This is a genomic window from Agrococcus sp. GW821-FHT14H11 (genome assembly GCF_058803545.1).
The window spans coordinates 66543-89592 of sequence record NZ_JBXAPA010000006.1 but is presented as its reverse complement, the minus strand read 5'-3'; the positions used below and the strand labels follow the sequence as shown (position 1 = coordinate 89592).

At 72.9% G+C, this 23050-nt stretch carries 21 protein-coding genes; 10 read left to right on the top strand and 11 right to left on the bottom strand.

All coding sequences use genetic code 11. The features are described from left to right. Positions 1-47: 47 nt before the first annotated feature. Positions 48-467 carry an aspartate 1-decarboxylase gene (gene panD / locus AC1RNL_RS08180; protein WP_146357855.1) on the top strand — a complete coding sequence of 140 codons (420 nt, stop codon included), beginning with the start codon at positions 48-50 and terminating at the stop codon, positions 465-467. A gap of 31 nt (positions 468-498) precedes the next feature. On the opposite strand, the gene AC1RNL_RS08175 is transcribed toward panD, so the two are convergent. From AC1RNL_RS08175 to AC1RNL_RS08135, 9 genes are all read right to left on the bottom strand, one after another. Beyond that, the gene (locus AC1RNL_RS08175) at positions 499-936 is read right to left on the bottom strand and encodes a PTS sugar transporter subunit IIA (protein WP_246992090.1); all 438 of its coding nucleotides are present in this window, start codon (positions 934-936) and stop codon (positions 499-501) included. After that, the gene (locus AC1RNL_RS08170; protein ID WP_492934949.1) at positions 933-2039 is read right to left on the bottom strand and encodes an adenosine deaminase; all 1107 of its coding nucleotides are present in this window, start codon (positions 2037-2039) and stop codon (positions 933-935) included. The genes AC1RNL_RS08175 and AC1RNL_RS08170 overlap by 4 nt, the downstream gene beginning before the upstream one ends. 94 nt (positions 2040-2133) lie before the next feature. Next, positions 2134-3459, bottom strand: coding sequence for a thymidine phosphorylase (locus tag AC1RNL_RS08165; protein WP_492934948.1), 1326 nt, complete (start codon positions 3457-3459; stop codon positions 2134-2136). After that, a complete protein-coding gene (locus AC1RNL_RS08160; RefSeq protein ID WP_492934947.1) occupies positions 3416-3850 on the bottom strand; it encodes a cytidine deaminase in 435 nt (144 codons plus the stop codon). The genes AC1RNL_RS08165 and AC1RNL_RS08160 overlap by 44 nt, the downstream gene beginning before the upstream one ends. A 5-nt stretch (positions 3851-3855) precedes the next feature. Next, positions 3856-5148, bottom strand: a complete 1293-nt coding sequence (locus tag AC1RNL_RS08155) for an ABC transporter permease (protein ID WP_128190313.1) — start codon at positions 5146-5148, stop codon at positions 3856-3858. Beyond that, complete coding sequence (locus AC1RNL_RS08150) at positions 5145-6518, bottom strand: ABC transporter permease (protein WP_492935019.1); 1374 nt, start codon at positions 6516-6518, stop codon at positions 5145-5147. Before AC1RNL_RS08150 ends, AC1RNL_RS08155 begins: the two co-directional genes overlap by 4 nt. A gap of 29 nt (positions 6519-6547) precedes the next feature. Then, positions 6548-8092 carry an ABC transporter ATP-binding protein gene (locus tag AC1RNL_RS08145; RefSeq protein WP_246992103.1) on the bottom strand — a complete coding sequence of 515 codons (1545 nt, stop codon included), beginning with the start codon at positions 8090-8092 and terminating at the stop codon, positions 6548-6550. A gap of 126 nt (positions 8093-8218) precedes the next feature. After that, a complete protein-coding gene (locus AC1RNL_RS08140; protein WP_435869495.1) occupies positions 8219-9271 on the bottom strand; it encodes a BMP family lipoprotein in 1053 nt (350 codons plus the stop codon). 187 nt (positions 9272-9458) lie between these two features. Further along, positions 9459-10559, bottom strand: a complete 1101-nt coding sequence (locus AC1RNL_RS08135) for a BMP family lipoprotein (protein WP_400529255.1) — start codon at positions 10557-10559, stop codon at positions 9459-9461. 165 nt (positions 10560-10724) lie between these two features. Here AC1RNL_RS08135 and AC1RNL_RS08130 point away from each other — a divergent pair, with 165 nt between their 5' ends. Beyond that, positions 10725-11435, top strand: coding sequence for an endonuclease domain-containing protein (locus tag AC1RNL_RS08130; RefSeq protein ID WP_492934946.1), 711 nt, complete (start codon positions 10725-10727; stop codon positions 11433-11435). A 38-nt stretch (positions 11436-11473) separates the two neighbouring features. Here the strand turns inward: AC1RNL_RS08130 and AC1RNL_RS08125 are convergent, their stop codons facing one another. Continuing rightward, positions 11474-12586, bottom strand: a complete 1113-nt coding sequence (locus AC1RNL_RS08125) for a mannose-1-phosphate guanylyltransferase (RefSeq protein WP_492934945.1) — start codon at positions 12584-12586, stop codon at positions 11474-11476. Positions 12587-12693: 107 nt separating this feature from the next. Here AC1RNL_RS08125 and AC1RNL_RS08120 point away from each other — a divergent pair, with 107 nt between their 5' ends. From AC1RNL_RS08120 to AC1RNL_RS08085, 8 genes are all read left to right on the top strand, one after another. Next, positions 12694-13845 (top strand): glycosyltransferase family 4 protein, encoded by a 1152-nt coding sequence (locus tag AC1RNL_RS08120; RefSeq protein WP_492934944.1) that lies wholly within the window; start codon positions 12694-12696, stop codon positions 13843-13845. Positions 13846-13922: 77 nt separating this feature from the next. Further along, positions 13923-14360 (top strand): succinate dehydrogenase, cytochrome b556 subunit, encoded by a 438-nt coding sequence (gene sdhC / locus AC1RNL_RS08115; protein ID WP_396131305.1) that lies wholly within the window; start codon positions 13923-13925, stop codon positions 14358-14360. Continuing rightward, positions 14360-14818 (top strand): succinate dehydrogenase hydrophobic membrane anchor subunit, encoded by a 459-nt coding sequence (locus AC1RNL_RS08110; RefSeq protein WP_246992108.1) that lies wholly within the window; start codon positions 14360-14362, stop codon positions 14816-14818. The genes sdhC and AC1RNL_RS08110 overlap by 1 nt, the downstream gene beginning before the upstream one ends. A gap of 28 nt (positions 14819-14846) precedes the next feature. Further along, positions 14847-16634 carry a succinate dehydrogenase flavoprotein subunit gene (gene sdhA / locus AC1RNL_RS08105; protein ID WP_146357873.1) on the top strand — a complete coding sequence of 596 codons (1788 nt, stop codon included), beginning with the start codon at positions 14847-14849 and terminating at the stop codon, positions 16632-16634. Between the two features lie 122 nt (positions 16635-16756). Beyond that, the gene (locus tag AC1RNL_RS08100; protein ID WP_128188828.1) at positions 16757-17557 is read left to right on the top strand and encodes a succinate dehydrogenase iron-sulfur subunit; all 801 of its coding nucleotides are present in this window, start codon (positions 16757-16759) and stop codon (positions 17555-17557) included. A 112-nt stretch (positions 17558-17669) separates the two neighbouring features. Next, complete coding sequence (locus AC1RNL_RS08095; protein WP_492934943.1) at positions 17670-18461, top strand: TspO-related membrane protein; 792 nt, start codon at positions 17670-17672, stop codon at positions 18459-18461. 38 nt (positions 18462-18499) lie between these two features. Next, entirely contained in the window at positions 18500-20428 is a 1929-nt protein-coding gene (locus tag AC1RNL_RS08090; protein ID WP_492934942.1) for a dynamin family protein, read from the top strand. Then, a complete protein-coding gene (locus AC1RNL_RS08085) occupies positions 20425-22044 on the top strand; it encodes a GTPase family protein (protein ID WP_492934941.1) in 1620 nt (539 codons plus the stop codon). The genes AC1RNL_RS08090 and AC1RNL_RS08085 overlap by 4 nt, the downstream gene beginning before the upstream one ends. A gap of 13 nt (positions 22045-22057) precedes the next feature. On the opposite strand, the gene AC1RNL_RS08080 is transcribed toward AC1RNL_RS08085, so the two are convergent. Further along, positions 22058-23014 (bottom strand): IS481 family transposase, encoded by a 957-nt coding sequence (locus AC1RNL_RS08080; protein ID WP_492934940.1) that lies wholly within the window; start codon positions 23012-23014, stop codon positions 22058-22060. Between the last annotated feature and the right edge of the window lie 36 nt (positions 23015-23050).

The window sequence follows — 23050 nt, the reverse complement described above, 5'->3', positions numbered from 1 at the left end:
CGGCACACTGGTGGGCGGATGCGCCGCCGGGCGCGGGAGGGACGCGCATGCTGCGCACGATGCTGCAGGGCAAGATCCACCGGGCGACGGTCACGCAGGCCGAGCTGCACTACGTCGGGTCGCTCACGGTCGACGAGGACCTGCTCGACGCGGCCGACATCCTCCCCGGCCAGCAGGTCGACGTCGTCGACGTCGACAACGGCGCGCGCATCACGACCTACGCGATCCCCGGCGAGCGCGGCAGCGGCATCCTGTGCGTCAACGGCGCGGCCGCCCGGCTCGTGCACGTCGGCGACACCGTCATCGTCATCGCCTACGCCCAGCTCGACGACGCCGAGGCGCGCGCGTTCGAGCCTTCGGTGGTGTTCGTCGACGACGCGAACCGCATCGTCGAGACCGGCCACGACCCGGGGCACGCGCCCGAGGGCACCCACCTGCGCACGGCCGCGCGGCCGCTGACCGACTAGCGGCCTCGGGCCGTCCCGCTCCGGGCCGGCGTCAGCCGCGCAGGGCCGCGATCGCCGCGTCGCGGTCGGCGGCAGCCGCGAGGCGGTCGATGACCCCGTCGCCGTCGAGCGCGTTGGCGAGCTCGGCGAGCATCTGCAGGTGGCGGCGCGGGCTCTGCGCGGCCATCGCGATGACGACGCGCACCGGGTCGTGGTGCGGGTGCCCGAAGGCGACCGGCTGGTCGAGCACCACGATCGCGAGCGCATCGCGCCGCACGACGGCGCTCGCGCGGGCGTGGGGCACGGCCACGCCGGGCGCGACCACGCAGTACGGCCCGGCCTGCTCGATCTGCTGCACGAGCTCGTCGACGTAGGCGCGGCCCACCGCGCGCGCGGTCACGAGGTCGACGCCGCCGGCGCGCACGGCCGCGCGCCAGTCGGCGGCATGCACCCCTGGCGAGAACGTGGCCTCGTCGAGCGGGAGCGTCATCGAAGGTCGTCGAACCCGTCGGCGATGAGGTCGGCGAGCTCCTCGCGCTCCTCGAAGGTGCAGAAGGCGCTCGCCGCCGCGTTCTGCGCGACCTGCTCGAGGTCGTCGAGCTCCCAGTCGAACGCCTCGACGAGCAGGCCCAGCTCGCGCGTGAGCGTCGTGCCCGACTGCAGGCGGTTGTCGGGGTTGACGGTGACGCAGAAGCCGAGCTGGTGCAGCAGGTCGATCGGGTGGTCGTCGAGCGACTCGCCCCACTGGGCGATCGTGCCGGTCTGCAGGTTCGAGGACGGGCTCACCTCGAGCGCGATCTGGCGGTCCTTCACCCACTCGGCGAGCTCGCCCAGGCGCACGACGACGGCGTCGTCGGTCTCCTCCTCGACGACGATGTCCTCGGCGATGCGCGTGCCGTGGCCGAGCCGCAGCGCGCGGCCCGCGAAGAGGGCGTCGGCGATCGAGTCGAGACCCGCACCTTCGCCTGCGTGCACCGTGGCCGGGAAGTGGGCGTGGGCGAGCCGGTCGAACGCCGACTGCAGGCGCGAGGCGGGGAACCCGGCCTCGGGGCCGGCGATGTCGAAGCCGACGGCGCCGCGGTCGCGGTGCCGCAGCGCGAGCTCGGCGATCTCGTCGGCCCGGTCGAGGTGGCGCATGGCGCTGATGAGCTGGCCGGTGCGGATGCGGCCGCCGTGCGTGGCGACGAGGGCGACGGCCTCGTCGATGCCGGCCTGCACCGCCTCCACCGCCTGGTCGAGGGTGAGGCCCCGCTGCAGGTGCTGCTCGGGCGCCCAGCGGATCTCGCCGTAGACCACGCCGTCCTCGGCGAGGTCGAGCACGAACTCCTTCGCGACGCGGTGCAGCCCGTGCTCGGTCTGCATCACCGCGGTCGTGATGTCGAAGGTCGTGAGGTACTCGGGCAGCGAGCCGGAGCTCGACTGCGTGGCGAACCACGCGCCGAGCTCCGCCGCGTCGGTCGCCGGCAGCGCGAAGCCGATCTCGTCGGCGAGCTCGATGATGGTCTGCGGCCGCAGTCCCCCGTCGAGGTGGTCGTGGAGGCTGACCTTGGGCAGGCTCTGGATGTCGACGCCGTCGACCTCGTAGCGGCTCATCTCGTCTCCGTCGTCCGATGCGGTGGATCTCGATGCTATCCGTCGAACGTTGCCGTCGTGTTGCCGACGACGCGCGCCGGCGGCGCGGCCGGCGTCAGGCGATGCGCTCCCGCACGATGGGCGGCACCGGCACCTCGGTGCCGGGCGCCGCGAGCTCCCAGGCGCCCTCGAGCGCCTCGAGCGCGCGCGGGATGCGGGTGGCGTCGTCGGCGCTGATCGTCCAGAGCGGGTCGCCCTTGCGCACCGCGTCGCCCGGCTTCACGTGCAGGTCGATGCCCGCCGCGTGGATGACCGGGTCGCTCGCGCGGGCACGGCCGGCGCCGAGCCGCCAGGCGGCGATGCCGAACGGCAGCGCCTCCTGCCGCGCGAGCACGCCGTCGGCCTCGGCGACCACCGTGTGCGTCTCGCGCGCGACCGGCAGCGGCGCATCCGGGTCGCCGCCCTGCGCGACGACGAAGCGCCGCCAGACGTCCATCGCGCGGCCGTCGGCGAGCGCGGCCTCGACGTCGGCGTCGCCCTTGCCCACCGCATCCAGCATCTCCCGGGCGAGCGCCACGGTGAGCTCGACGACGTCGGCGGGGCCCCCGCCGGCGAGCACCTCGACCGACTCGCGCACCTCGTTGGCGTTGCCGATCGCGAGGCCGAGCGGCACGTCCATCGTCGTGAGCAGCGCGCGCGTCTCGACGCTCGCGTCGCGGCCGAGCTCGACCATCGTCAGCGCGAGCTCGCGGGCGCGCTCGAACTCCTGCATGAACGCGCCGGAGCCGAACTTCACGTCGAGCACGAGCGCACCGGTGCCCTCGGCGATCTTCTTCGACATGATCGACGAGGCGATGAGCGGGATCGCCTCGACCGTCCCGGTGATGTCGCGGAGCGCGTAGAGCCGCTTGTCGGCCGGGGCGAGGCCCGTGCCGGCCGCGCACACGACGCCGCCGACGGTGCGCAGCTGCTCGAGCATCTCGTCGTTCGTCAGCTCGGCCCGCCAGCCGGGGATCGACTCGAGCTTGTCGAGGGTGCCGCCCGTGTGGCCGAGCCCTCGGCCCGACAGCTGCGGCACGGCGGCGCCGAAGGCGGCGACGAGCGGCATGAGCGGCAGCGTGATCTTGTCGCCGACGCCGCCGGTCGAGTGCTTGTCGACCGTGGGGGCGTCGAGCGACGAGAAGTCCATCCGCTCGCCGGAGGCGATCATCGCCATCGTGAGGTCGTGGATCTCGCGGCGCTCCATGCCGTTCAGCAGGATCGCCATCGCGAGCGCCGCCATCTGCGGGTCCTCGACGTAGCCGCGCGTGTACGCATCGATGAGCCAGTCGATCTGCTCGGTCGAGAGCGCGCCGCGGTCGCGCTTCGTGCGGATGATGTCGACGGCGTCGAAGGCCTCAGCCACGATCTGCCCCTCCGGTCTCGGGACGGCCTGCGGCATAGGCGTCGAGCGCGCCCGGGCCGAACGCATCCGGGAGCACCTCCGCCATGGTGCGGATGCCGCTCACGGTGTCGAGCAGCATGCCGGGGGCGGCGTGCTCGGAGAGCAGCTGGCGGCAGCGGCCGCACGGCATGAGCCGCTCGCCGTCGCCGTTGACGCACGCGAAGGCCACCAGCCGGCCGCCGCCGCCCATCACCATCGCGCTCACGAGCGAGCACTCGGCGCACAGCGTGACGCCGTAGGCGGCGTTCTCGATGTTCGCGCCGGTCACGACCCGGCCGTCGTCGACGAGCGCCGCGGCGCCCACCGGGAACCGCGAGTACGGCACGTACGCGTGCCGCGTCGCCTCGTGGGCCGCGTCGTGCAGCGCCTGCCAGTCGATGTCGCCCATCGCCGCTACTGCTTCACGTACGGCTTGCCGCTGGCCGCGGGCGGCCTCGACCGCCCGATGAAGCCTGCCACCGCGAGCAGCGTGATGACGTACGGGAGCATGAGCATGAACTCGCTCGGCACGGGCGAGCCGATCGCGCCGAGCGTCTGCTGCAGCGCCGACGCGAAGCCGAACAGCAGCGCGGCGAGCGTCGCCTTGATCGGGTGCCACTGGCCGAAGATGACCGCCGCGAGGGCGATGTAGCCGAGGCCGGCCGTCATCTCGCGCGTGAAGGAGCCGTTGGAGTCGAGCGTGAAGTACGCGCCGCCGAGGCCGGCGACCGCGCCCGCGAGCGCGACGTTCCAGAAGCGCAGCCGGTTCACCTTGATGCCGACGGTGTCGGCGGCCATCGGGTGCTCGCCGATGGCGCGCAGGCGCAGGCCCCAGGTGGTCTTGAACAGGCCCCACGCGATGAGCGGCACGATGACGTACATCGCGTAGACGATGATCGTCTGCTTGAACAGCGCCGGGCCGATGAGCGGGATGCTCTCGAGCAGCGGGATGGGGATCTTCGGCAGGCGCACGGGCGAGTTGAGCGCCGGGTTGTCGGTGAGCACCGACGAGTAGAAGAAGTTCGTCAGGCCCGCGACGAGCACGTTGAGCACGACGCCGACGATGACCTGCTCGACGAAGTAGCGGATCGCGAAGACCGCGAGCACCATCGACACCAGCACGCTCGCGAGCATCGCCGCGACGACGCCGACGAGCGTCGAGCCGGTGGCCGAGGCGACCACGGCGCCGGTGAACGCGCCGCCGAGCAGCTGCGCCTCGATGGCGATGTTCACGACGCCCGCGCGCTCCGAGAGCACGCCGCCCATGGCGCCGAGGATGAGCGGCACCGACAGGCCGACGGTCGCGAACAGCAGGCCCGCGATCGGGATCATGGAGCCCGCGCCCGCCCAGGTGAGGAACGCGACGACGAAGAGCACGCCGAAGACGATCGGCAGCCAGACGCCGAGCCTCCGCGCGGTGGCCGCCGCCCAGAACGACAGGGCCGTGAGCGCCGCGAGCAGGATGACGATGACGATGCCCGTCGCCCGCGCCGGGAGCACCGCATCCGGGAGCTGGAACAGGTCGCCGGACGAGGCGAGGCGCAGCGTCGCGGAGCCGTCGCGGCCGAGCACGACCGTGAGGAGCAGCGCGACGAGCGTGAGCACCGCGTACGAGATCGGCGCCTTCCAGTGCTTGACGACGGCGCGCTCGAGCTCGACGGTCTCGGCCTGCGCCGGCGCCTGGGTGGTGGGCTGCTGCGCGGTCACGACTGCGCTCCCTTCGCCTTGGTCGCGTCCGCGATCGCGGCCTCGTCGCGCAGCTGCCTGCGCGACTTCCTGCCGGGCTGCGGCAAGCCGAACATCGCGCGCACGAGCGGCGGGGCCGCGATGAACAGCACGATGAACGACTGCACGACGAGGATGATGTCGATCGGCACGCCCTCGGCCGCCTGCATGCGGAAGCCGCCGGCCTTGAAGGCGCCGAACAGCAGGCCCGCGAAGAACGTGCCCCACGGCGTGGAGCCGCCGAGCAGCGCGACCGTGATGGCGTCGAAGCCGATGCCGGCGTCGATGCCCGAGGTGAAGCCGGTGGTGACGGCGCCCGTCACCTGCTGGGCGCCCGCGAGCCCCATGAAGCCGCCCGCGAAGAGCATCGCGTAGACGGTGAGGCGCTTGACGTCCATGCCGGCGTTGAGCGCGGCGTTGGCGTTGTAGCCGACGGCGCGGAACTGGAAGCCGATGTTGGAGCGGTTGATGAGCCACGAGCAGAAGATCACCGCGGCGACCGACAGCACGAAGCCCCAGTGCAGGATGAACGGCGGGCCGAAGATCGACGGCAGCACCGCGGTCTCGGCCATCGGCGGCGAGATCGGGTTGTTGCTGCCCGGGTTCTGCAGCAGGCCCGGCGTGCGCAGCATCCAGGTGATGAACCATAGCGCGACGAAGTTCAGCATGATCGTGACGATCACCTCGTGCGCGCCCGTGTACGCCTTGAACGCGCCGGCGATGCCGCCCCAGATGGCGCCCGCGGCGATGCCTGCCGCGATCGCGACGAGCACGTGCAGCACGGGCGGCAGGGCGAACGAGTAGCCGACCCAGCCGGCAGCCGCGGCAGCCCACAGCATCTGGCCGCGGCCGCCGATGTTGAACAGGCCGACGCGGAACGCGATCGCGACGCCGAGGCCCGCGGCGATGAGCGGGGTGGCGAAGTTCAGCGTGTCGGTGAGCGGCTTGATGAGCTGCGCGAAGCCGGCGTCGGCCCGCGAGACGTTGAGGATCGACCCCTGGAAGAGCGCCCAGTAGGCGCCGCCGACGGCGTCCCAGGCCGCGGCGAGCGTGTCGCCCGGCCGGGCGAAGAAGTAGCCGCTCGTCTCCTGCACGCGCTCGTCGGTCGCGGCGATGAGGATGCCGCCGACGACGAGCGAGGTGACGATCGCGAGCACGGCCATGACGAGGTTGCCGCCCATGATGCGGCGGAAGGCACTGCCCCAGGGGTCCTCCTGCTCGACCTGCCGGTCGTCGGTGGGCACGACGACCGCCGGCGCGGCCACCTCCGCGGCCTCGGGCGCGTGCACGACCGCGGGGGCGTCCCCGGAGTCGGGCGAGCCGCCGGGGTGCTGCTGCGCCGCGGGCTCCATCGGGTCGTCGGCGTCGCGCGGCCTGTCGTTCACGCTGCGGCTCCCTTCGAGGGGGTCGGCGCCGGGATGCCGGCGGGGCGCTCCCCGGCCATCATGAGGCCGAGGATGTCGCGGCTGGTGTCGGCGGGGACGATGCCGACCACGCCGCCGCGGTACATGACCGCGATGCGGTCGGCGAGCCCGACGACCTCGTCGAGCTCGGTGGAGACGACGATGACGGGGATGCCCGCGTCGCGGGTGGCGATGATCTGGCTGTGCACGAACTCGATCGAGCCGACGTCGAGGCCGCGGGTGGGCTGCGAGGCGACGAAGAGCGAGAGCGGGCGCCCGAGCTCGCGCGCGAGCACCACCTTCTGCTGGTTGCCGCCCGAGAGCGTGCCGACGTGCGTGTCGATGCCCTGGGCGCGGATGTCGAAGGCGCCGAGCTTCTCGGTCGCGAACTCGTCGCGGGCGCCGCGGTCGATGGTGCCGGCGCTCACGAAGGGCGCTCCGCGGTAGCGGTCGAGCATGAGGTTCTCGGCGATCGTGAAGTCGCCGACGAGGCCGTCGACCTTGCGGTCCTCCGGCACGAACCCGACGCCGGCGTCGAGCACCTCGCGCACGGAGTCGCCGAGCAGCTCGTTGCCGTTGAGGTCGATCGAGCCGGTGGCGCGGGGCTGGAGGCCCAGGATGGCCTCGGTGAGCTCCGTCTGGCCGTTGCCCTGGACGCCGGCGATGCAGAGCACCTCACCGCCCTGCACCGTGAACGAGACGTCGTTGACGACCTTCTGGCCGATCGCATCCAGCACCGTCAGGCCCGTGACCTCGAGCCGGTTGTCGGTGAGCACCGGCGGGCGCTTGTGCACGGTGAGCTCGACCGGGCGGCCGACCATCATCGACGCGAGCTCGGTGCTCGACGACTGCGGGCTCGCCTCGCCCACGACCTTGCCGAGGCGGATGACCGTGATGCGGTCGGCGATCGCGCGCACCTCGCGGAGCTTGTGGGTGATGAAGACGATCGCGGTGCCCTCGTCGCGGAGCTGCTGCATGATCGCCATCAGCTCGTCGGTCTCCTGCGGCGTGAGCACCGCGGTGGGCTCGTCGAACACGAGCACCTTCGCGTCCTGCGAGAGGGCCTTGATGATCTCGACGCGCTGCTGGACGCCGACGGGCAGGTCCTCGATCCTGGCGTCGGGGTCGATGTGGAAGCCGAAGCGCTGCGAGATCTCGCGCACCTTCTGCTTGGCGCCGGCGAGGCCGCCGAGGGCGCGCTCGTGGCCGAGCAGCACATTCTCGGCGACGGTGAAGACGGGGATGAGCATGAAGTGCTGGTGCACCATGCCGATGCCCGCGTGCATCGCGTCGCCGGGGCCTGCGAAGCGCTGGGGCGCGCCGTCGAGCAGGATCTCGCCCTCCTCGGCGTGGTACAGGCCGTAGAGCACGTTCATGAGCGTCGACTTGCCGGCGCCGTTCTCGCCGAGGAGGCAGTGGATCTCGCCGGCCCGGACCTCGAGGTCGATGTGGTCGTTCGCGACCAGCGCGCCGAAGCGCTTCGTGATCCCCCGGAGCTCGAGGGTGGGGTGCTCGACGGCCATGTGCCTTCCTTCGACCTTGACGACGCCTGTGAATCTAGTCGGATTGCGCAGGAGCCGCAGGTGCCTCGGCTCCGCTCACGCGCGTGGGGGCCGACCGGAGCCGACCCCCACGCACGTGCCTGCGGACTACTGCTGCGGGCTCGCCGGCGACTCGACCGTGATCTCGCCGGCGATGATGCCCGCGGTGATCTCGTCGAGCTGCGCCTGCAGCTCGGGGTCGACCTCGCCCTCGAAGTCGTGGAACGGCGCGATGCCGACGCCCTCGTTCTCGAGCGTGCCGACGTACGGCTCGTTCGAGAACTCGCCCGCGGCGGCCTGCTCGACGACGGCCTGCGTGCCCTGCGCCATGCCCTTGAGCACCGACGTGAGGAAGAGGTCGGCGTTGTCGGGCGACGTCTCGTAGAGGTCGGCGTCGACGCCCACCATCGTGATGCCCGAGTCCTCGCCCGCGTCGCGGATGGCCTCAGCGGCCGAGAGGAAGATCGGGCCGCCGACCGGCATCAGCACGTCGGCGTTCTGGCCGATGAAGGTCTCGGCCATGGCCTTCGCCTCCACGCCGGCCTCGAAGCCGCCGGTGAACGAGCCGTTCTGCGCCTCGGGGTCCCAGCCGAGCACCTGCACGTCCGTGCCGTTCTGCTCGTTGTAGTACATGGCGCCCTCGTAGAAGCCGTCCATGAAGATCGTCACCGGCGGGATCTGGATGCCGCCCCAGGTGGCGATGATGCCCGTCTCGGTGTGCGAGGCGGCGGCGTAGCCGGCGAGGAACGCGGCCTGCGCGGTGTCGAAGACGATCGGCTGCACGTTCGGCAGGTCGATCGAGCTGTCGTCGATGATCGCGAACTGGATGTCGGGGTTCGCCTCGGCGGCGGCCGCGGTGGCCTCGGCGAGGAGGAAGCCCACGGTCACGACCATGTTGCAGCCCTGGTCGATGACGCTCGAGATGTTGGGGGCGAAGTCGGCCTCCGACTGCGACTCGACCTCGATCGCCTCGACGCCCAGGCCCTCGGCCGCCGCGCGGACGCCCTCGGCGCCGAGCTGGTTGAAGGAGCGGTCGTCGAAGCCGCCCGAGTCGGAGACGATGCAGGGCTGGATGTCGACCGTGGCGGCCGGCTCCTCGGTGGCGGGCGACGAGCCGCTGGGCGCCTCAGGGGCGGCGGCGCAGCCGGCGAGCAGCAGCATCGCGCCGACGGCGATGGCGCCGCCGCGCGCGGCGGTACGGGTGAACTTCCTCAAGGGATCCTCCAGTGCAAAGGATGCTCGCCGCGACGCGGCTGAGCGCATGATGGTTGAGCATACGGCCGCGCGACGGCGGTTCGAGACGGTCTGAGGGCACCGCAACGCAATCGTTGCAATCCCGAAACCGCGGTCACGGGCTCGAGGGCGACTCCACCGTGATCTCGCCGGCGATGATCTGCTCGCGCAGCGCATCCAGCTCGGCCTTCGTCTCGTCGCTGACCCGGTCGTCGAGGTCGTGGAAGGGGGCGATGTCGACGCCGCCGTTCTCGAGCGTGCCGATGATGGGCTCGTCGGAGATCGTGCCGTCGGCGGCTTCGGCGACCGCGCCCACCACCGCGTCCTCGGTGTTCTTCAGCACGCTCGTCAGCAGCAGCGGCCGGAACTCCTCCGGCAGGGTGTCGTAGCCGTCGTTGTCGACCCAGAGCACGAGCACCTCGCCGCCCGCGTCGAGCGAGGCGCGGAACGCGCCCTCCCCCACCTGGCCTGCGACCGGCAGGATCACGTCGGCGCCCTGCGCGATGAAGGCCTGCGTCTGCGACTGCCCGAGGCTGACGTTCTCGAAGTCGCCCGTGAAGGTGCCGTCCTGGGACTCCGGGTCCCAGCCGAGCAGCTGCACGTCGGCGCCCTTCGCCTCGTTGAACGCGTCGATGCCGGCGGCGAAGCCGTCCATGAAGAGGGTGACGGGCGGCTGGTTGCCGCCGCCGAAGGTGGCGACCGTGCCCGTCTCGCTCACGGATGCGGCGGCGTAGCCGGCGAGGAAGGCCGCCTGCGCGGTGTCGAACACGATCGAGCGCACGTTGGGCGCCTCGACGATCTCGTCGACGATCGCGAACTGCACGTCGGGGTTCGCCTCCGCCTGCTCGGCGGTCGCGGCGGCCAGCTCGTAGCCGACGGTGAGCACGAAGCCGCACCCGGTGTCGACGGCGGCCTGCACGTTGGGCGCGAGGTCGCTCTCGGTGGTGGAGACGAGCACGTTCGCCTCGACGCCGAGCTCCTCCTGCGCGCGCTCCATGCCCGCCCAGCTCGTCTCGTTGAAGGAGCGGTCGTTGAGGCCGCCGGAGTTCGTGACCATCTGCGCGCACTCGAGCGACTGCTCGGGGGCGTCGCTCGCGCCGGGCGCCGCGGTCTCGGCGGGCGGCGGCGCCGAGCAGCCGGCGAGCAGCAGCAGGGCTGCCAGCGCCGGGGCGGCGAGGACGGTGGCGGCCCTGGCGGGCGAGAGCGTGCGGGACACGGCGACTCCTTCGTGCGGTGGCGCAATGGTAACCGCCATGGCGCGTGCGGGCACCCCGCCATCGCTGCGCCCGCGCGCGCGATCGGGCAGAGCGACGCCGCGGACCCGCATGCAGCGCGACGGTGCGCTCAGGCCGATCGAGCGCACCCGGATGCGCTGGGCGCGGTGGCCCGGAGCGGATGCGTCAGCTGCCTGACCGCGCTCGGGCACCACGGCGCGTGGCTGCCGCGGGGCAGCGCCCTGCACTGCCGGCTGGCGGACGGCCAGCGCGACCGCGTCGCCGGCGCGCTGAAGGGCTGCCGCCCCTTCGGCGCGAACCCGGCCGTCGCGCGAGCGATCGACGACGTCGAGACGGCCTTCCGCTGCGCGCTCCGCTGCGCCGGAGCGGAGGACCTCGTGGCGGTCGCGGACTCGCTCGTGCACCGCCGGATCGCGACGCTCGAGCAGCTGCGGGCCTGGGCGACCGGAGCACCGGCGTCGCGTCGGCGGCTCCTGGACCTCGTGGATGCGGCCGCCGAGTCGGGCACGGAGTCGATGGTGCGCGTGCGCCTCCGCGGACTGCGCATCCGCTGCCGCACACAGGTCGTGCTCTGGCGCGGCCGCCGCGTCGACCTGCTGGTGGGCGACCGCCTCATCATCGAGTGCGACTCCGTGGAGCACCACGCCGACCGCGACGCCTACCAGCGCGACCGGCGCTACGACCGCATCCACGTGTCGCAGGGCTACCTGGTCGTGCGGCTGACGTGGCAGCAGATCCACGACGAGTGGCCGGCCATCGAGCAGGACCTCCTCGCGATCGTCCGCCGAGGCGACCATCGGTGGCGTGGCGCGCGCTCGATCGGGCAGAGCGGCGCGTCGGCGCCGCATGCGGGGTGACGGCCCGCCCCGGCCGATCCAGCGCGCAGGGCGCGGCGTCAGAGGGCGTCGGCGTTGCCCGAGCGGCGCACCGCGTCGACGACCTGCTTGACGCGCTGCGCGTTGTCGGTCGTCGTCACGAGCAGCGCATCCGGGGTGTCGACGATCACGACGTCCTGGATGCCGACCACCGAGATGATGCGCTTCGACTGCGAGACGACGATGCCCGAGGCGGAGTCGGCGAGCACGGTGCCCTCGCTCCCGAGGATCGCGAGGCGGCCGCGCCGGCCGCCGTTGTGCAGCTTCGCGACGGCCGAGAAGTCGCCCACGTCGTCCCAGTCGAAGTCGCCCGGCACCACGACGAGGCGCCCGCGCTCGGCTGCGGGCTCGGCGACCGCGTAGTCGATCGCGATCTTCTTCAGCTGCGGCCACAGCCGGTCGACCGCCGGGCCGCGGCGGGCCGGCTCGTCCCAGGCCTCGGCGAGCTCCTCGATCTGCGCGGCGAGCTCGGGCTCGCCGATCGCGAGCTCGGCGAGCAGCACGTCGGCGCGCGCGATGAACATGCCGGCGTTCCAGAGGTGGTGGCCGCCGGCGAGGTACTGCCTCGCGACCTCGGCCGAGGGCTTCTCGACGAACGCGCTCACGGCCGCCGCGTGCGGCGCATCCGCGATCCCCGCCGGCTCGCCGGCGCGGATGTAGCCGAAGCCGATCGCGGGCTCCGTGGGGGTGATGCCGATCGTGGCGATGAAGCCGGCGCGCGCCGCCGCGGCCGCCTCCTGCACCTCGCGCCGGAACGCGCGCTCGTCGTGGATCACGTGGTCGGCGGCGAACGAGCCGACGATCACGTCGGGCTCCCGCCGGCGGAGGATGGCCGCGGCGAGCGCGATCGCCACGGTGGAGTCGCGCGGATCGGCCTCCAGCACGATGCTCGCGTCGTCGAGCTCGGGGATCTGCGCCTCGACGGCGGAGCGGTGGGCGCGGCCGGTGACGACCATCGTGCGCCCCGGTCCCGACAGCGGCACGACCCGGTCGTAGGTGGCGCGCAGCAGCGTCTTGCCGCTGCCGGTGAGGTCGTGGAGGAACTTCGGCGCATCGGCGCGCGACAGCGGCCACAGCCGGGAGCCCGCGCCGCCGGCGGGGATGATGCTGAAGAAGTCGTCGATCGCCGTCACGGTGCGAGCCTAGCCAGCGGCGGGCGGCAAGCCGCCGCCCGGGGTGTTCACGCGCCGTTCACCGCGCGCTTCCAGCCTCGGCCGCGCCGCCGACGTACGGTTGCCCCGTGCGCATCGAGCGGGTGGCCATCGTGACGGAGAGCTTCCTCCCCACCGTCAACGGCGTCACGACCTCCGTCTGCCGGGTGCTCGACCACCTGGTCGACACCGGCCGCGAGGCGATGGTCATCACCCCCCGGTGCGGCGCGCCGATGCACTACCGCGGCGTGCCGGTGCACGAGGTGCCCTCGTTCGCCTACCGCCAGTTCCCGGTCGGGCTGCCGAGCCCGCAGGTCGCGTCGCTCCTCGCGCGCTTCCAGCCCGACGTGCTGCACGCCGCGAGCCCCTTCATGCTCGGCGGCCAGGCCATCGCCGAGGCCGCGCGAATCGGCCTGCCGAGCGTCGCGATCTACCAGACCGACGTCGCCGGCTTCGCCCGCCGCAACCGGCTGGGCGCCGGCGCGGCCTTCGCGTGGCAGATCATCCGCCGCATCCACAACGCCGCCGACCGCACGCTCGCTCCCTCGACCGCGGCGATCGCCGACCTCGAGGAGACGGGCGTGAAGCGCGTGCACCCGTGGGTGCGCGGCGTCGACCTCGAAGGCTTCCACCCCGACAACCGCCAGGGCCCGGCCGCCGCGGCGCTGCGCCGCCGCATCGCGCCCCACGGCGAGTCGATCGTCGGCTACGTCGGCCGCGTCGCGCCCGAGAAAGGCCTCGACCGGCTGCGGGCGCTCGAGGGCGTGCCGGGCATCCGGGTCGTGATCGTCGGCGACGGCCCCGGCATGGCCGAGACGCGCTCGCGGCTCTCGCGGCTGCGGCCGCTCTTCCTCGGCCAGCTGCACGGCGACGCGCTCCGCGCGGCCTACGCCGCGATGGACGTCTTCGTGCACACCGGCGCCGAGGAGACGTTCGGCCAGACGCTGCAGGAGGCTGCCGCGAGCGGCCTGCCGGTCGTCGCGCCCCGCGCGGGCGGGCCCATCGACCTCGTGGACCACGGCACCACCGGCCTCCTCTTCGCGCCCGACGACGCATCCGCCCTCCGCGGCGCGGTCGCGACGCTCGCCGCCGACCCGGCGATGCGGGCGCGGATGGGCGAGGCCGGCCGCCGCCGCGTGCTCGGCCGGTCGTGGCCCGCGGTCGCCGACCAGCTGCTCGAGCACTACGAGGCGGCGGCGCGGCGCGCGCTCCGCGGCGCGGGCGGGCTCGTCGACGCCTAGCGCGACGGGCCGACGGCGTCGGCGGGCGGGCATAGGATGGATGCACCTTGCCCGGTCGACCAACGGAGGGAACGCGCGTGTCTGAGACATCGAGCAGCCTCACCCTCCCCGACCCCAAGCCCCAGAGGACCACGTTCAGCGGCACGCTGTATCGCGGCAACGAGGGCATGTGGTCGTGGGTGCTCCACCGCATCACCGGTGTGGCGATCTACTTCTTCCTGCTCGTGCACGTGCTCGACACGTCGCTGATCCGCGTGAGCCCGGAAGCGTACAACGCGGTGATGGAGTCGTACAAGAACCCGATCATGGGCCTGGGCGAGGTGGCGCTCGTGGGCGCCGTCGTGCTGCACGCGATGAACGGGCTGCGCATCATCCTCGTCGACGTGTGGCCGTGGGCCACGCGCCACCAGCGCCTGCTGTTCTGGATCGTGATGGGCGTCGTCGTCGCGCTGATGCTGTACTTCACGCCGAACCACCTGGTGAACGTGTTCTCGCCGGCCGAGGGGGGCGAGTGATGAGCACCACGATCGAGAGCCCCAACTACGCCTATCCGGCGCGCTCGAAGGGCCGTCGCGGCCCCAACCTCGAGAAGGCCGGCTGGATCTTCATGCGCGCCTCGGGCGTCGTGCTCGTGGTGCTGATCTTCGGCCACCTCGCCTACAACCTGCTCTGGACGCCGGGCGGCATCCACGCCATCGACTTCGGCTTCGTGGGCGGCAAGCTCGCCGACCCGTTCTGGCAGTGGTGGGACGTCACGATGCTGTGGCTGGCGATCCTCCACGGCTCGAACGGCATGCGCACGATCGTCAACGACTACGTGCACAAGCCCGCGATCCGCACGGCCGCCATCGGCGCGATCGGCGTCGCCGCCGCGGTGCTGATCATCCTCGGCACGCTCATCACCTTCACGTTCGACCCCTGCCCGACGGCCGCCGACCCCGCGCTGCTGCCGGAGTTCTGCGCGTCGCTCTAGTCGAGATCTACGGAGACCCCCACCTTCCATGGCTGATCACAGTTCCGTCACCGACGGCATCCACTACCACCAGCACGATGTCGTCATCGTCGGGGCCGGCGGCGCCGGCATGCGCGCGGCGATCGAGGCGGCGCCCAAGGCGTCGACCGCGGTCATCACGAAGCTCTACCCGACGCGCTCCCACACGGGTGCGGCGCAGGGCGGCATGGCCGCGGCGCTCGCCAACGTGGAGGAGGACAGCAACGAGTGGCACACCTACGACACCGTCAAGGGCGGTGACTACCTCACCGACCAGGACTCCGCCGAGATCCTGACGCGCGAGGCGATCGACGCGGTCTACGACCTCGAGAACATGGGCCTGCCGTTCAACCGCACGCCCGACGGCAAGATCGACCAGCGGCGCTTCGGCGGCCACACGCGCGACCACGGCAAGGCGCCCGTGCGCCGCGCCTGCTACGCGGCCGACCGCACCGGCCACATGATCCTGCAGACGCTCTACCAGAACTGCGTCAAGCACGGCGTCGAGTTCTTCAACGAGTTCTACGCGCTCGACCTGATCATGGCCGAGGTCGACGGCGTCAAGCGCGTCTCCGGCGTCGTCGCGTACGAGCTCGCGACGGGCGAGATCCACGTCTTCCAGGGCAAGTCGGTGGTCTTCGCCACCGGCGGCTTCGGCAAGATCTACAAGACCACCTCCAACGCGCACACCCTCACGGGCGACGGCGTCGGCATCGTGTGGCGCCAGGGCCTGCCGCTCGAGGACATGGAGTTCTACCAGTTCCACCCGACGGGCCTCGCGGGCCTCGGCATCCTCCTCACCGAGGGTGCCCGCGGCGAGGGCGCGATCCTGCGCAACGCCTCCGGCGAGCGCTTCATGGAGCGCTACGCCCCCACCATCAAGGACCTCGCGCCGCGCGACATCGTCGCCCGCTCGATGGTGCAGGAGGTGCTCGACGGGCGCGGCGCGGGCCCCAACAAGGACTACGTCTACCTCGACTGCACCCACCTCGGCGCCGAGGTGCTCGAGACGAAGCTGCCCGACATCACCGAGTTCGCCCGCACCTACCTCGGCGTCGACCCGGTGGTCGAGCGCGTGCCCGTCTACCCCACCGCGCACTACGCGATGGGCGGCATCCCCACCAACAACGACGCGCAGGTGCTGAGCGACAACGAGACCGTCATCCCGGGCCTCTACGCCGCCGGCGAGTGCGCGTGCGTGTCGGTGCACGGCGCCAACCGCCTGGGCACGAACTCGCTGCTCGACATCAACGTCTTCGGCAAGCGCGCCGGCAACAACGCCGTCGCGTACGCGCAGACGGCCGACTTCGTCGACCTGCCCGCGGACGCCGCGGACGGCGTCGTGAAGATGCTCGCCCAGCTGCGCGAGGGCGAGGGCACCGAGTCGGTCGCCGAGATCCGCAAGGCGCTGCAGGAGACGATGGACCGGAACGCCCAGGTGTTCCGCACCGAGGAGACGCTGCAGACGGCGCTCGCCGACATCGCCGCCCTGCGCGAGCGCTACCCGAACGTGCGCATCCACGACCGCGGCCGGCGCTTCAACACCGACCTGCTCGAGGCCGTCGAGCTGGGCTTCCTGCTCGACCTCGCCGAGGTGGTCGTCGTCTCGGCGATCAACCGCAAGGAGTCGCGCGGCGCCCACATGCGCGACGACTACCCGACGCGCGACGACGTGAACTACATGCAGCACACGATGGCGTACCGGACCGACGCCGAGACGGGGGCCAGCCAGGGCATCCGCCTCGACTGGAAGCCCGTGCGCGTCACCCACTACCAGCCGACGGAGCGGAAGTACTGATGGCCGAGAGCGAGCAGAAGAACGAGAACAGCGCCGGCTTCGAGCGCGAGGCCGAGACCGGCGACCCCGCCGCGCAGGCCGACGCCGCCGTCGAGGCGACGACGGCGGACGCCGAGAGCGCGATGTCCTCGAGCGGCACGAGCGCCGCGCCGGTCGACTCCGCGGCCGAGGCCGCCGACCGCCCGGTCGAGGCCGCGCCGGTCGAGGTGCCCGAGAGCTTCACCGTCACGCTCATCGTGCGCCGCTACGACCCCGAGGTCGACGACGAGCCGCGCTGGGTCGACTACGACGTGCAGATGTACCAGACGGAGCGCATCCTCGACGCCCTGCACCGCATCAAGTGGGAGCAGGACCCGTCGCTCGCCTTCCGCCGCTCGTGCGCGCACGGCGTGTGCGGCTCCGACGCGATGCGCATCAACGGCAAGAACCGCCTCGCCTGCAAGGCGCTCGTGAAGGACTTCGACATCTCGAAGCCCATCTACGTCGAGGCGATCAAGGGACTGCCGCTCGAGAAGGACCTCATCGTCGACATGGAGCCGTTCTTCGACTCCTTCCGCGAGATCCAGCCGTTCCTGCAGGCCTCGGGCAAGCCCGAGAAGGAGCGCCACCAGACGATCGCGCAGCGCGAGCGCTTCGACGACACCACGAAGTGCATCCTCTGCGCCGCGTGCACGACCTCGTGCCCGGTGTTCTGGACCGACGGGCAGTACTTCGGCCCGGCGGCGATCGTGAACGCGCACCGCTTCATCTTCGACAGCCGCGACGAGGCGAGCCAGGTGCGCCTCGACATCCTCAACGACCGCGAGGGCGTGTGGCGCTGCCGCACCACCTTCAACTGCACGGATGCGTGCCCGCGAGGCATCCAGGTGACGAAGGCGATCGCCGAGGTCAAGCAGGCGATGCTGACGGGCGTCAAGCTCTAGGCGAGCGCCCTTCGAGGGCCCGCTCCCGACCATCCGCGGTCGGGAGCGGGCCCTCGGCACATCCACGGCGGTCGTTCGCCGAATAGTTAGCCTGGCAATGTAGTCTGCGGGCATGGACCGCAGCTCGACCCTCGACCGCATCCGCCCCTGGGCCGTGCTCATCGCGCTGCCGGTGACGCTTGCGATGGCCGCGCTCGGCTCGGGCGCGTTCGGCGGTGCCGAGGTGCAGGCCTCCTCGAGCGGCGCGCTCGCGGCGGACGCGACGCCGCTCGCCCCCGCGAGCCCCGCCTTCTCGATCTGGTCGGTCATCTACCTCGGGCTCGCCGTCTACGCGGTGTGGCAGGTGCTGCCCGCCCAGCGCCACGACCGCCGGCAGCGCGCGATCGGCTGGCTCGCGGTGGCGTCGCTCGTGCTGAACGCGGCGTGGATCCTGTGCGCGCAAGCGGGGCTGCTGCCGGTGACGGTCGTCGTCATCGTCGTGCTGCTCGCGGTGCTGGCCGCCATCTTCGACCTGCTGTGCCGCATCCGCCCTGCCTCGCGCCTCGAGGCGGTAGTCGTCGACGGCACGTTCGGCCTCTACCTCGGCTGGGTGTCGGTCGCGACGGTCGCGAACATCGCGGCCTGGCTCGCGGATGCGGGGGTGCGGCCCGACCCGTTCGAGCCGCTCGCGATCGTGGTGCTGGCGGTCGTCGCGCTCGTCGGCGCGCTGATCGCCGCCCGCGGCGGCGGCCGCATCGCCCCGGCGCTCGCCATGCTGTGGGGGCTGTCGTGGATCGGGATCGGGCGCGCGCTCGACGCGCCGGCGTCGTTCCCCGTCGCGGTCGCCGCCGCGGCGGTGTGCGTGGCGATCGGCGCCGCGACGGTGATCGCGCGGCTGCAGCGGGTGCCGGCGCCCATCAGGTAGCCCGGCCGACGCTCGGGCTCGTGGGGCAGACTGGCCGCGTGACCGACGCCACCATCGCCGCCCTCGACCGGCTCGACGCCCTGCGCGACGCCCTCGACGGCGTCGCCCTGCCGCTGTCGGTGGCGGGCGCCGACGCCGCGCGCGACGCGCGGAGGGCGGCGGTGCGGCAGATCGACGACTACATCCAGCCGCGCCTCAGCCACCTCGACGCACCGCTGCTCGCGGTCGTCGGCGGCTCGACCGGCGCCGGCAAGTCGACGCTCGTGAACGCGCTCGTGGGCCATCCTGTCACCCGCACCGGGGTCATCCGTCCCACCACCCGGCAGCCGATCCTGCTCCACTCCCCCGCCGACGCCGGCTGGTTCGGCTCCACGCGCATCCTGCCCGGCCTCGCGCGGGTGCGCGGCGTCGTGCGCGAGGCGCCCGCGAGCGAGGCGGGCGACGAGCCCGACGCCGCGCTCATCGGCTCGGTCGTGCTCGTCGCCGACGAGCGCGTGCCGCGCGACCTCGCGATCCTCGACGCGCCCGACGTCGACTCGATCGCCGACGAGAACCGCGCGCTCGCCGCGCAGCTGCTCGCCGCCGCCGACCTGTGGCTCTTCTCGACCACCGCCAACCGCTACGCCGACGCCGTGCCGTGGAAGCTGCTCGACGACGCCGCCGCCCGCGACATCACCGTCGGCGTCGTGCTGAACCGGGTGCCGCCGGGCGCCGAGGCCGAGGTGGAGGCCGACCTGCGCCAGATGCTCGCCGTGCGGGGGCTCGCCGACGCGCCGGTCTTCGTGATCGCGGAGTCGCCGCTCGACGGTCGCGGCATGCTCCCCGATGCCGCGACCGAGGCGATCCGCGGCTGGCTGACCGGCATCGCCGGCGACCGCGCCGAGCGGGCCCGCATCGCCGGCCGCACGCTCGCGGGCACGGTCGAGCGGCTCGGCGTCACGGCGCGCGCCGTCGCCGACGCGCGCGACGAGCAGCTGGTGGTCGCGCAGGACCTCCGCGACACGGTGCGCACCGCGCACGCCGACGCCGCCGGGCGCGTCACCGACGCGACGCGCGACGGCGTGCTGCTGCGCGGCGAGGTGCTCGCCCGCTGGCAGGACTTCGTCGGCACCTCCGACGTGTTCCGCACCGTCGAGTCCTGGTACTCCCGCACGCGCGACCAGGTCGTCGCGTGGTTCCAGGGCAAGCCCCCGCCCGCGGTCGAGGTCGAGCACGAGATCGAGAGCGGCCTGCACGCGGTGATGGTCGACGAGGCCGGCCGCGCCGCCTCCGACGCGTGGCAGCGCGTGCGGCACAGCGCCGTCGGCCGGCAGCTCACGAGCGGCGCCGACCTCGCGCATCCGTCGCCCGACCTCTCGGAGCGCGCCGCGACGCTCGTGCGCGACTGGCAGCAGGCGCTCATGGAGCTCATCACCGAGCAGGCCGCCGGCAAGCGCACCAAGGCGCGGGTGATGTCGCTCGGGCTCAACGTGATCACGGTGGCGCTCATGGTCGTGGTGTTCGCGTCGACCGGCGGGCTCACCGGCGGCGAGCTCGCGATCGCCGGCGGCTCGGCGGTCGTCGGGCAGAAGCTGCTCGAGACGATCTTCGGCGAGGACGCCGTGCGGCGCCTCGCCGCGCAGGCGCGCGACGACCTCGAGACCCGGGTGCGCGCGCTGCTCGAGCGGGAGGCCTCGCGCTGGGATGCGCTGCTCGCGCCCGTGGAGGCGGGCACGGCGGCGGATGCGCTGCGGGACGCGGCGACGGAGCTCGAGACCGCGATGGCGGCCGTCGGGCGCGCCGACGGACGCACCGACGAGCGGCCCTCGCGAGCGCTGCAGCCGAGCGACCTCGTCGAGGGCGAGGCGCTCGACGACGACGCCGAGTCGCCGGTCGACGGGGAGGCCGACGACGTGCGCGAGCTCGAGCCGGGCCCGCACGCCGCCGACGAGCGCGAGCGCGACGACCGCCCCGGGGCGCCGCGATGAGCGAGCCGACCGTCGACGCGCTGCTCGGCGCGCTCTCGGAGGCGGCCGAGCTCGGCGCAGGCCGCGTGCCGGAGGCCGAGCTCGAGGCGGTGCGCCGCATCGCCGCGAGCGCCGGCGAGCGCCGCGCGCTGTCCTCCGAGCACATCGTCGTCGGCCTGTTCGGCGCGACCGGATCCGGCAAGTCGTCGCTCATGAACGCGCTCGCGGGCGAGGCGCTCGCGCGCACCCACGTGCGGCGGCCGACCACCTCGGAGCCGCTCGCGGCCGTCTGGAACCCCCGCGGCGCATCCGGCCTGCTCGACTGGCTGCAGGTGCGCGACCGGCGCATCATGGAGCGGCCCTTCGCCGCCGGCCAGGAGCTGTCGCTCATCGTGCTCGACCTGCCCGACTTCGACTCGGTCGCGCTCGAGCACCGCGCGATCGCCGAGCGGCTCGCCGGACAGGTCGACGTGCTCGTGTGGGTCGTCGACCCGCAGAAGTACGCCGACGCCGTCATCCACCGCGACTTCATCGCGCCGCTCGCGACGCACGCGGCCGTCACGGCGGCGGTGCTCAACCAGGTCGACCGGCTGCCGGCCGACGAGGTGCAGCACGTCGTCGGCTCGCTGCGCGGGCTGCTGCGCCGCGACGGGCTCGAGGGCGTGCGGGTGCTGCCGGTCTCGGCCGTCACCGGCGAGGGCATCGACGACCTGCGGGCGCTCATCGCGCGCTTCGCCGCCGATCGGAAGGCGGCCTCGCAGCGCCTCGCCGCCGACATCCGCGGCATCGCCGGCAGGCTCGAGCAGTCGGGCGTGCCGGGCAAGGTGCGCTCGGCCGACGTGCAGCAGCTCGAGCGGGGCCTCGGCGCCGCCGCGAACGTCGAGGCGGTCGCGCAGGCGGTCGCCGGCAGCTACCGCAAGCGCGCCGGCCAGGTGACCGGCTGGCCGCTCACGGCGTGGATGCTGCGGCTCGCGCCCGACCCGCTGCGCCGGCTGCACCTCGCGCTCGGCCGCGAGCGCGGCCGCGACGCCGAGGTGCACCGCACCGGCATGCCGCCCATGAGCGCCGCGCAGCGCGCCCAGGCGGGCACCGCGGTGCGCGCCTACGCCGACGCGGCCGCCGCGGGGCTCGGCGAGGGCTGGTCGGCGGCGATCCACGAGCACGCGGCGGATGCGCTCGAGCGGCTCCCGGCGGAGCTCGACCGGGCGGTCGCCCGCACCGACCTCGGCGCGCGCGGCTCCTGGTGGTGGCCGCTCCTCGCCGCGATCCAGTGGATCGCGCTGCTCGCGGCGGTCGTGAGCGGCATCTGGCTCCTCCTGCCCGTGCTGCTGCCGCTGTGGGGCATGGTCGCGCCGACGATCCCGCAGGTCGAGGGCACGGCGACATGGCTCGACGGCTGGCCGGTGCCGCTCGTGGGGCTCATCGGCGGGGCGCTGCTCGGCATCGTGCTCGGCCTCGTGGGCGCGCTCATCGGCGGTGCGGTCGGCGCGTCCCGGCGCGCGCGGGCGCGGCGCCGGCTGCGCACGCAGGTGCACGCCGTCGCCCAGGAGGTCGTGGTGCTGCCGATCGAGGGCGAGCGGGAGCGCGCCCGGGAGTTCGCCGTCGCGGTCGCCCGCGCGGCCGGGCGGAAGCGCTAGGTGTACTGAGTCATCACGTGGGTGACACTCGGGCCGCTGGTGGTCTCCCGTGGGCTGAGTGGATGCGTTCAGTGTTGTAGTGCTCGATGAAGGGTGCAAGCGCGTCGGTTCGTGCGCTGTTCGAGTCGAAGGGCTGTCGGTAGGCCCATTCGGTGGCGAGGGTGCGGTTGAAGCGTTCGACCTTGCCGTTCTGCCAGGGGCAGTGGGGCTTGATGAACAGCTGCCGGGCGCCGAGCGCTGCGACAGCTGCCGGGAAGGCATGGGCGCGCCGGTAGGCGAGCGCGTTGTCGGTGATGACCTGCTCGATGCGAGCGATGCCGTGGTTGGAGAAGTAGTCCGCCGCTCGCCGAAGGAAGCTCGCGCAGGTCTCGGAGCGCTCGTCGGCGTGGATCTCCGCGTAGGCGAGCCGGCTGTGGTCGTCGACGGCGGCGTGGACGAAGTCATAGCCGATGCCGCGGCCGCGAACCTCTTCGGAGCGGCCGTGAACGCGCCAGCCGCCGCCGTCCGGGATGCGGCCGAGCTTCTTCACGTCGACGTGGATCAGCTGCCCTGGCTGTTCCCGCTCGTAGCGGAGTGCAGTCGTGCGGGATGCGCGGATCAGCTGCCCGGTGATCGGATCACACCAAGCCAGGCGCGGAACCTGGTGTCGGTTCAGGATCCGCGAGATCGTCCGGGCCGGTACGCCGGTGGCGGCTGCGAGCCGTGCCGGGCCCTGGCGGAGCTCCGCCCGGGCGGCGAGCACCGCCGCCTCACGATCCTGAGTCGTGCGGTTCGGTGACGCATGCGGTCGACTGGACCGGTCGAAGAGCGCCTCGACGCCGCCCTCGCGGTACCGGTTCACCCATCGATACGCGGTCTGACGAGAGACACCGAGCTCAGCCGCGACATGGGCGACGGGCCTGCCGCTGCCGACACGTTCGACGATCAATGCTCTGCCAAACGGAGACAGGCGCGGGATAACTTGGGGCACGAGAACCTCCGGGAAGTGAAGACCTGAACAGCTCCA

Excerpts from the sequence above, each read along its gene's own strand:
- panD (WP_146357855.1), top strand. The coding sequence starts at position 48 with ATGCTGCGCACGATGCTGCAGGGCAAGATCCACCGGGCGACGGTCACG.
- AC1RNL_RS08175 (WP_246992090.1), bottom strand. The coding sequence starts at position 936 with ATGACGCTCCCGCTCGACGAGGCCACGTTCTCGCCAGGGGTGCATGCC.
- AC1RNL_RS08170 (WP_492934949.1), bottom strand. The coding sequence starts at position 2,039 with ATGAGCCGCTACGAGGTCGACGGCGTCGACATCCAGAGCCTGCCCAAG.
- AC1RNL_RS08165 (WP_492934948.1), bottom strand. The coding sequence starts at position 3,459 with ATGCCGCAGGCCGTCCCGAGACCGGAGGGGCAGATCGTGGCTGAGGCC.
- AC1RNL_RS08160 (WP_492934947.1), bottom strand. The coding sequence starts at position 3,850 with ATGGGCGACATCGACTGGCAGGCGCTGCACGACGCGGCCCACGAGGCG.
- AC1RNL_RS08150 (WP_492935019.1), bottom strand. The coding sequence starts at position 6,518 with ATGGAGCCCGCGGCGCAGCAGCACCCCGGCGGCTCGCCCGACTCCGGG.
- AC1RNL_RS08145 (WP_246992103.1), bottom strand. The coding sequence starts at position 8,092 with ATGGCCGTCGAGCACCCCACCCTCGAGCTCCGGGGGATCACGAAGCGC.
- AC1RNL_RS08140 (WP_435869495.1), bottom strand. The coding sequence starts at position 9,271 with ATGCTGCTGCTCGCCGGCTGCGCCGCCGCCCCTGAGGCGCCCAGCGGC.
- AC1RNL_RS08110 (WP_246992108.1), top strand. The coding sequence starts at position 14,360 with ATGAGCACCACGATCGAGAGCCCCAACTACGCCTATCCGGCGCGCTCG.
- sdhA (WP_146357873.1), top strand. The coding sequence starts at position 14,847 with ATGGCTGATCACAGTTCCGTCACCGACGGCATCCACTACCACCAGCAC.
- AC1RNL_RS08100 (WP_128188828.1), top strand. The coding sequence starts at position 16,757 with ATGTCCTCGAGCGGCACGAGCGCCGCGCCGGTCGACTCCGCGGCCGAG.
- AC1RNL_RS08095 (WP_492934943.1), top strand. The coding sequence starts at position 17,670 with ATGGACCGCAGCTCGACCCTCGACCGCATCCGCCCCTGGGCCGTGCTC.
- AC1RNL_RS08085 (WP_492934941.1), top strand. The coding sequence starts at position 20,425 with ATGAGCGAGCCGACCGTCGACGCGCTGCTCGGCGCGCTCTCGGAGGCG.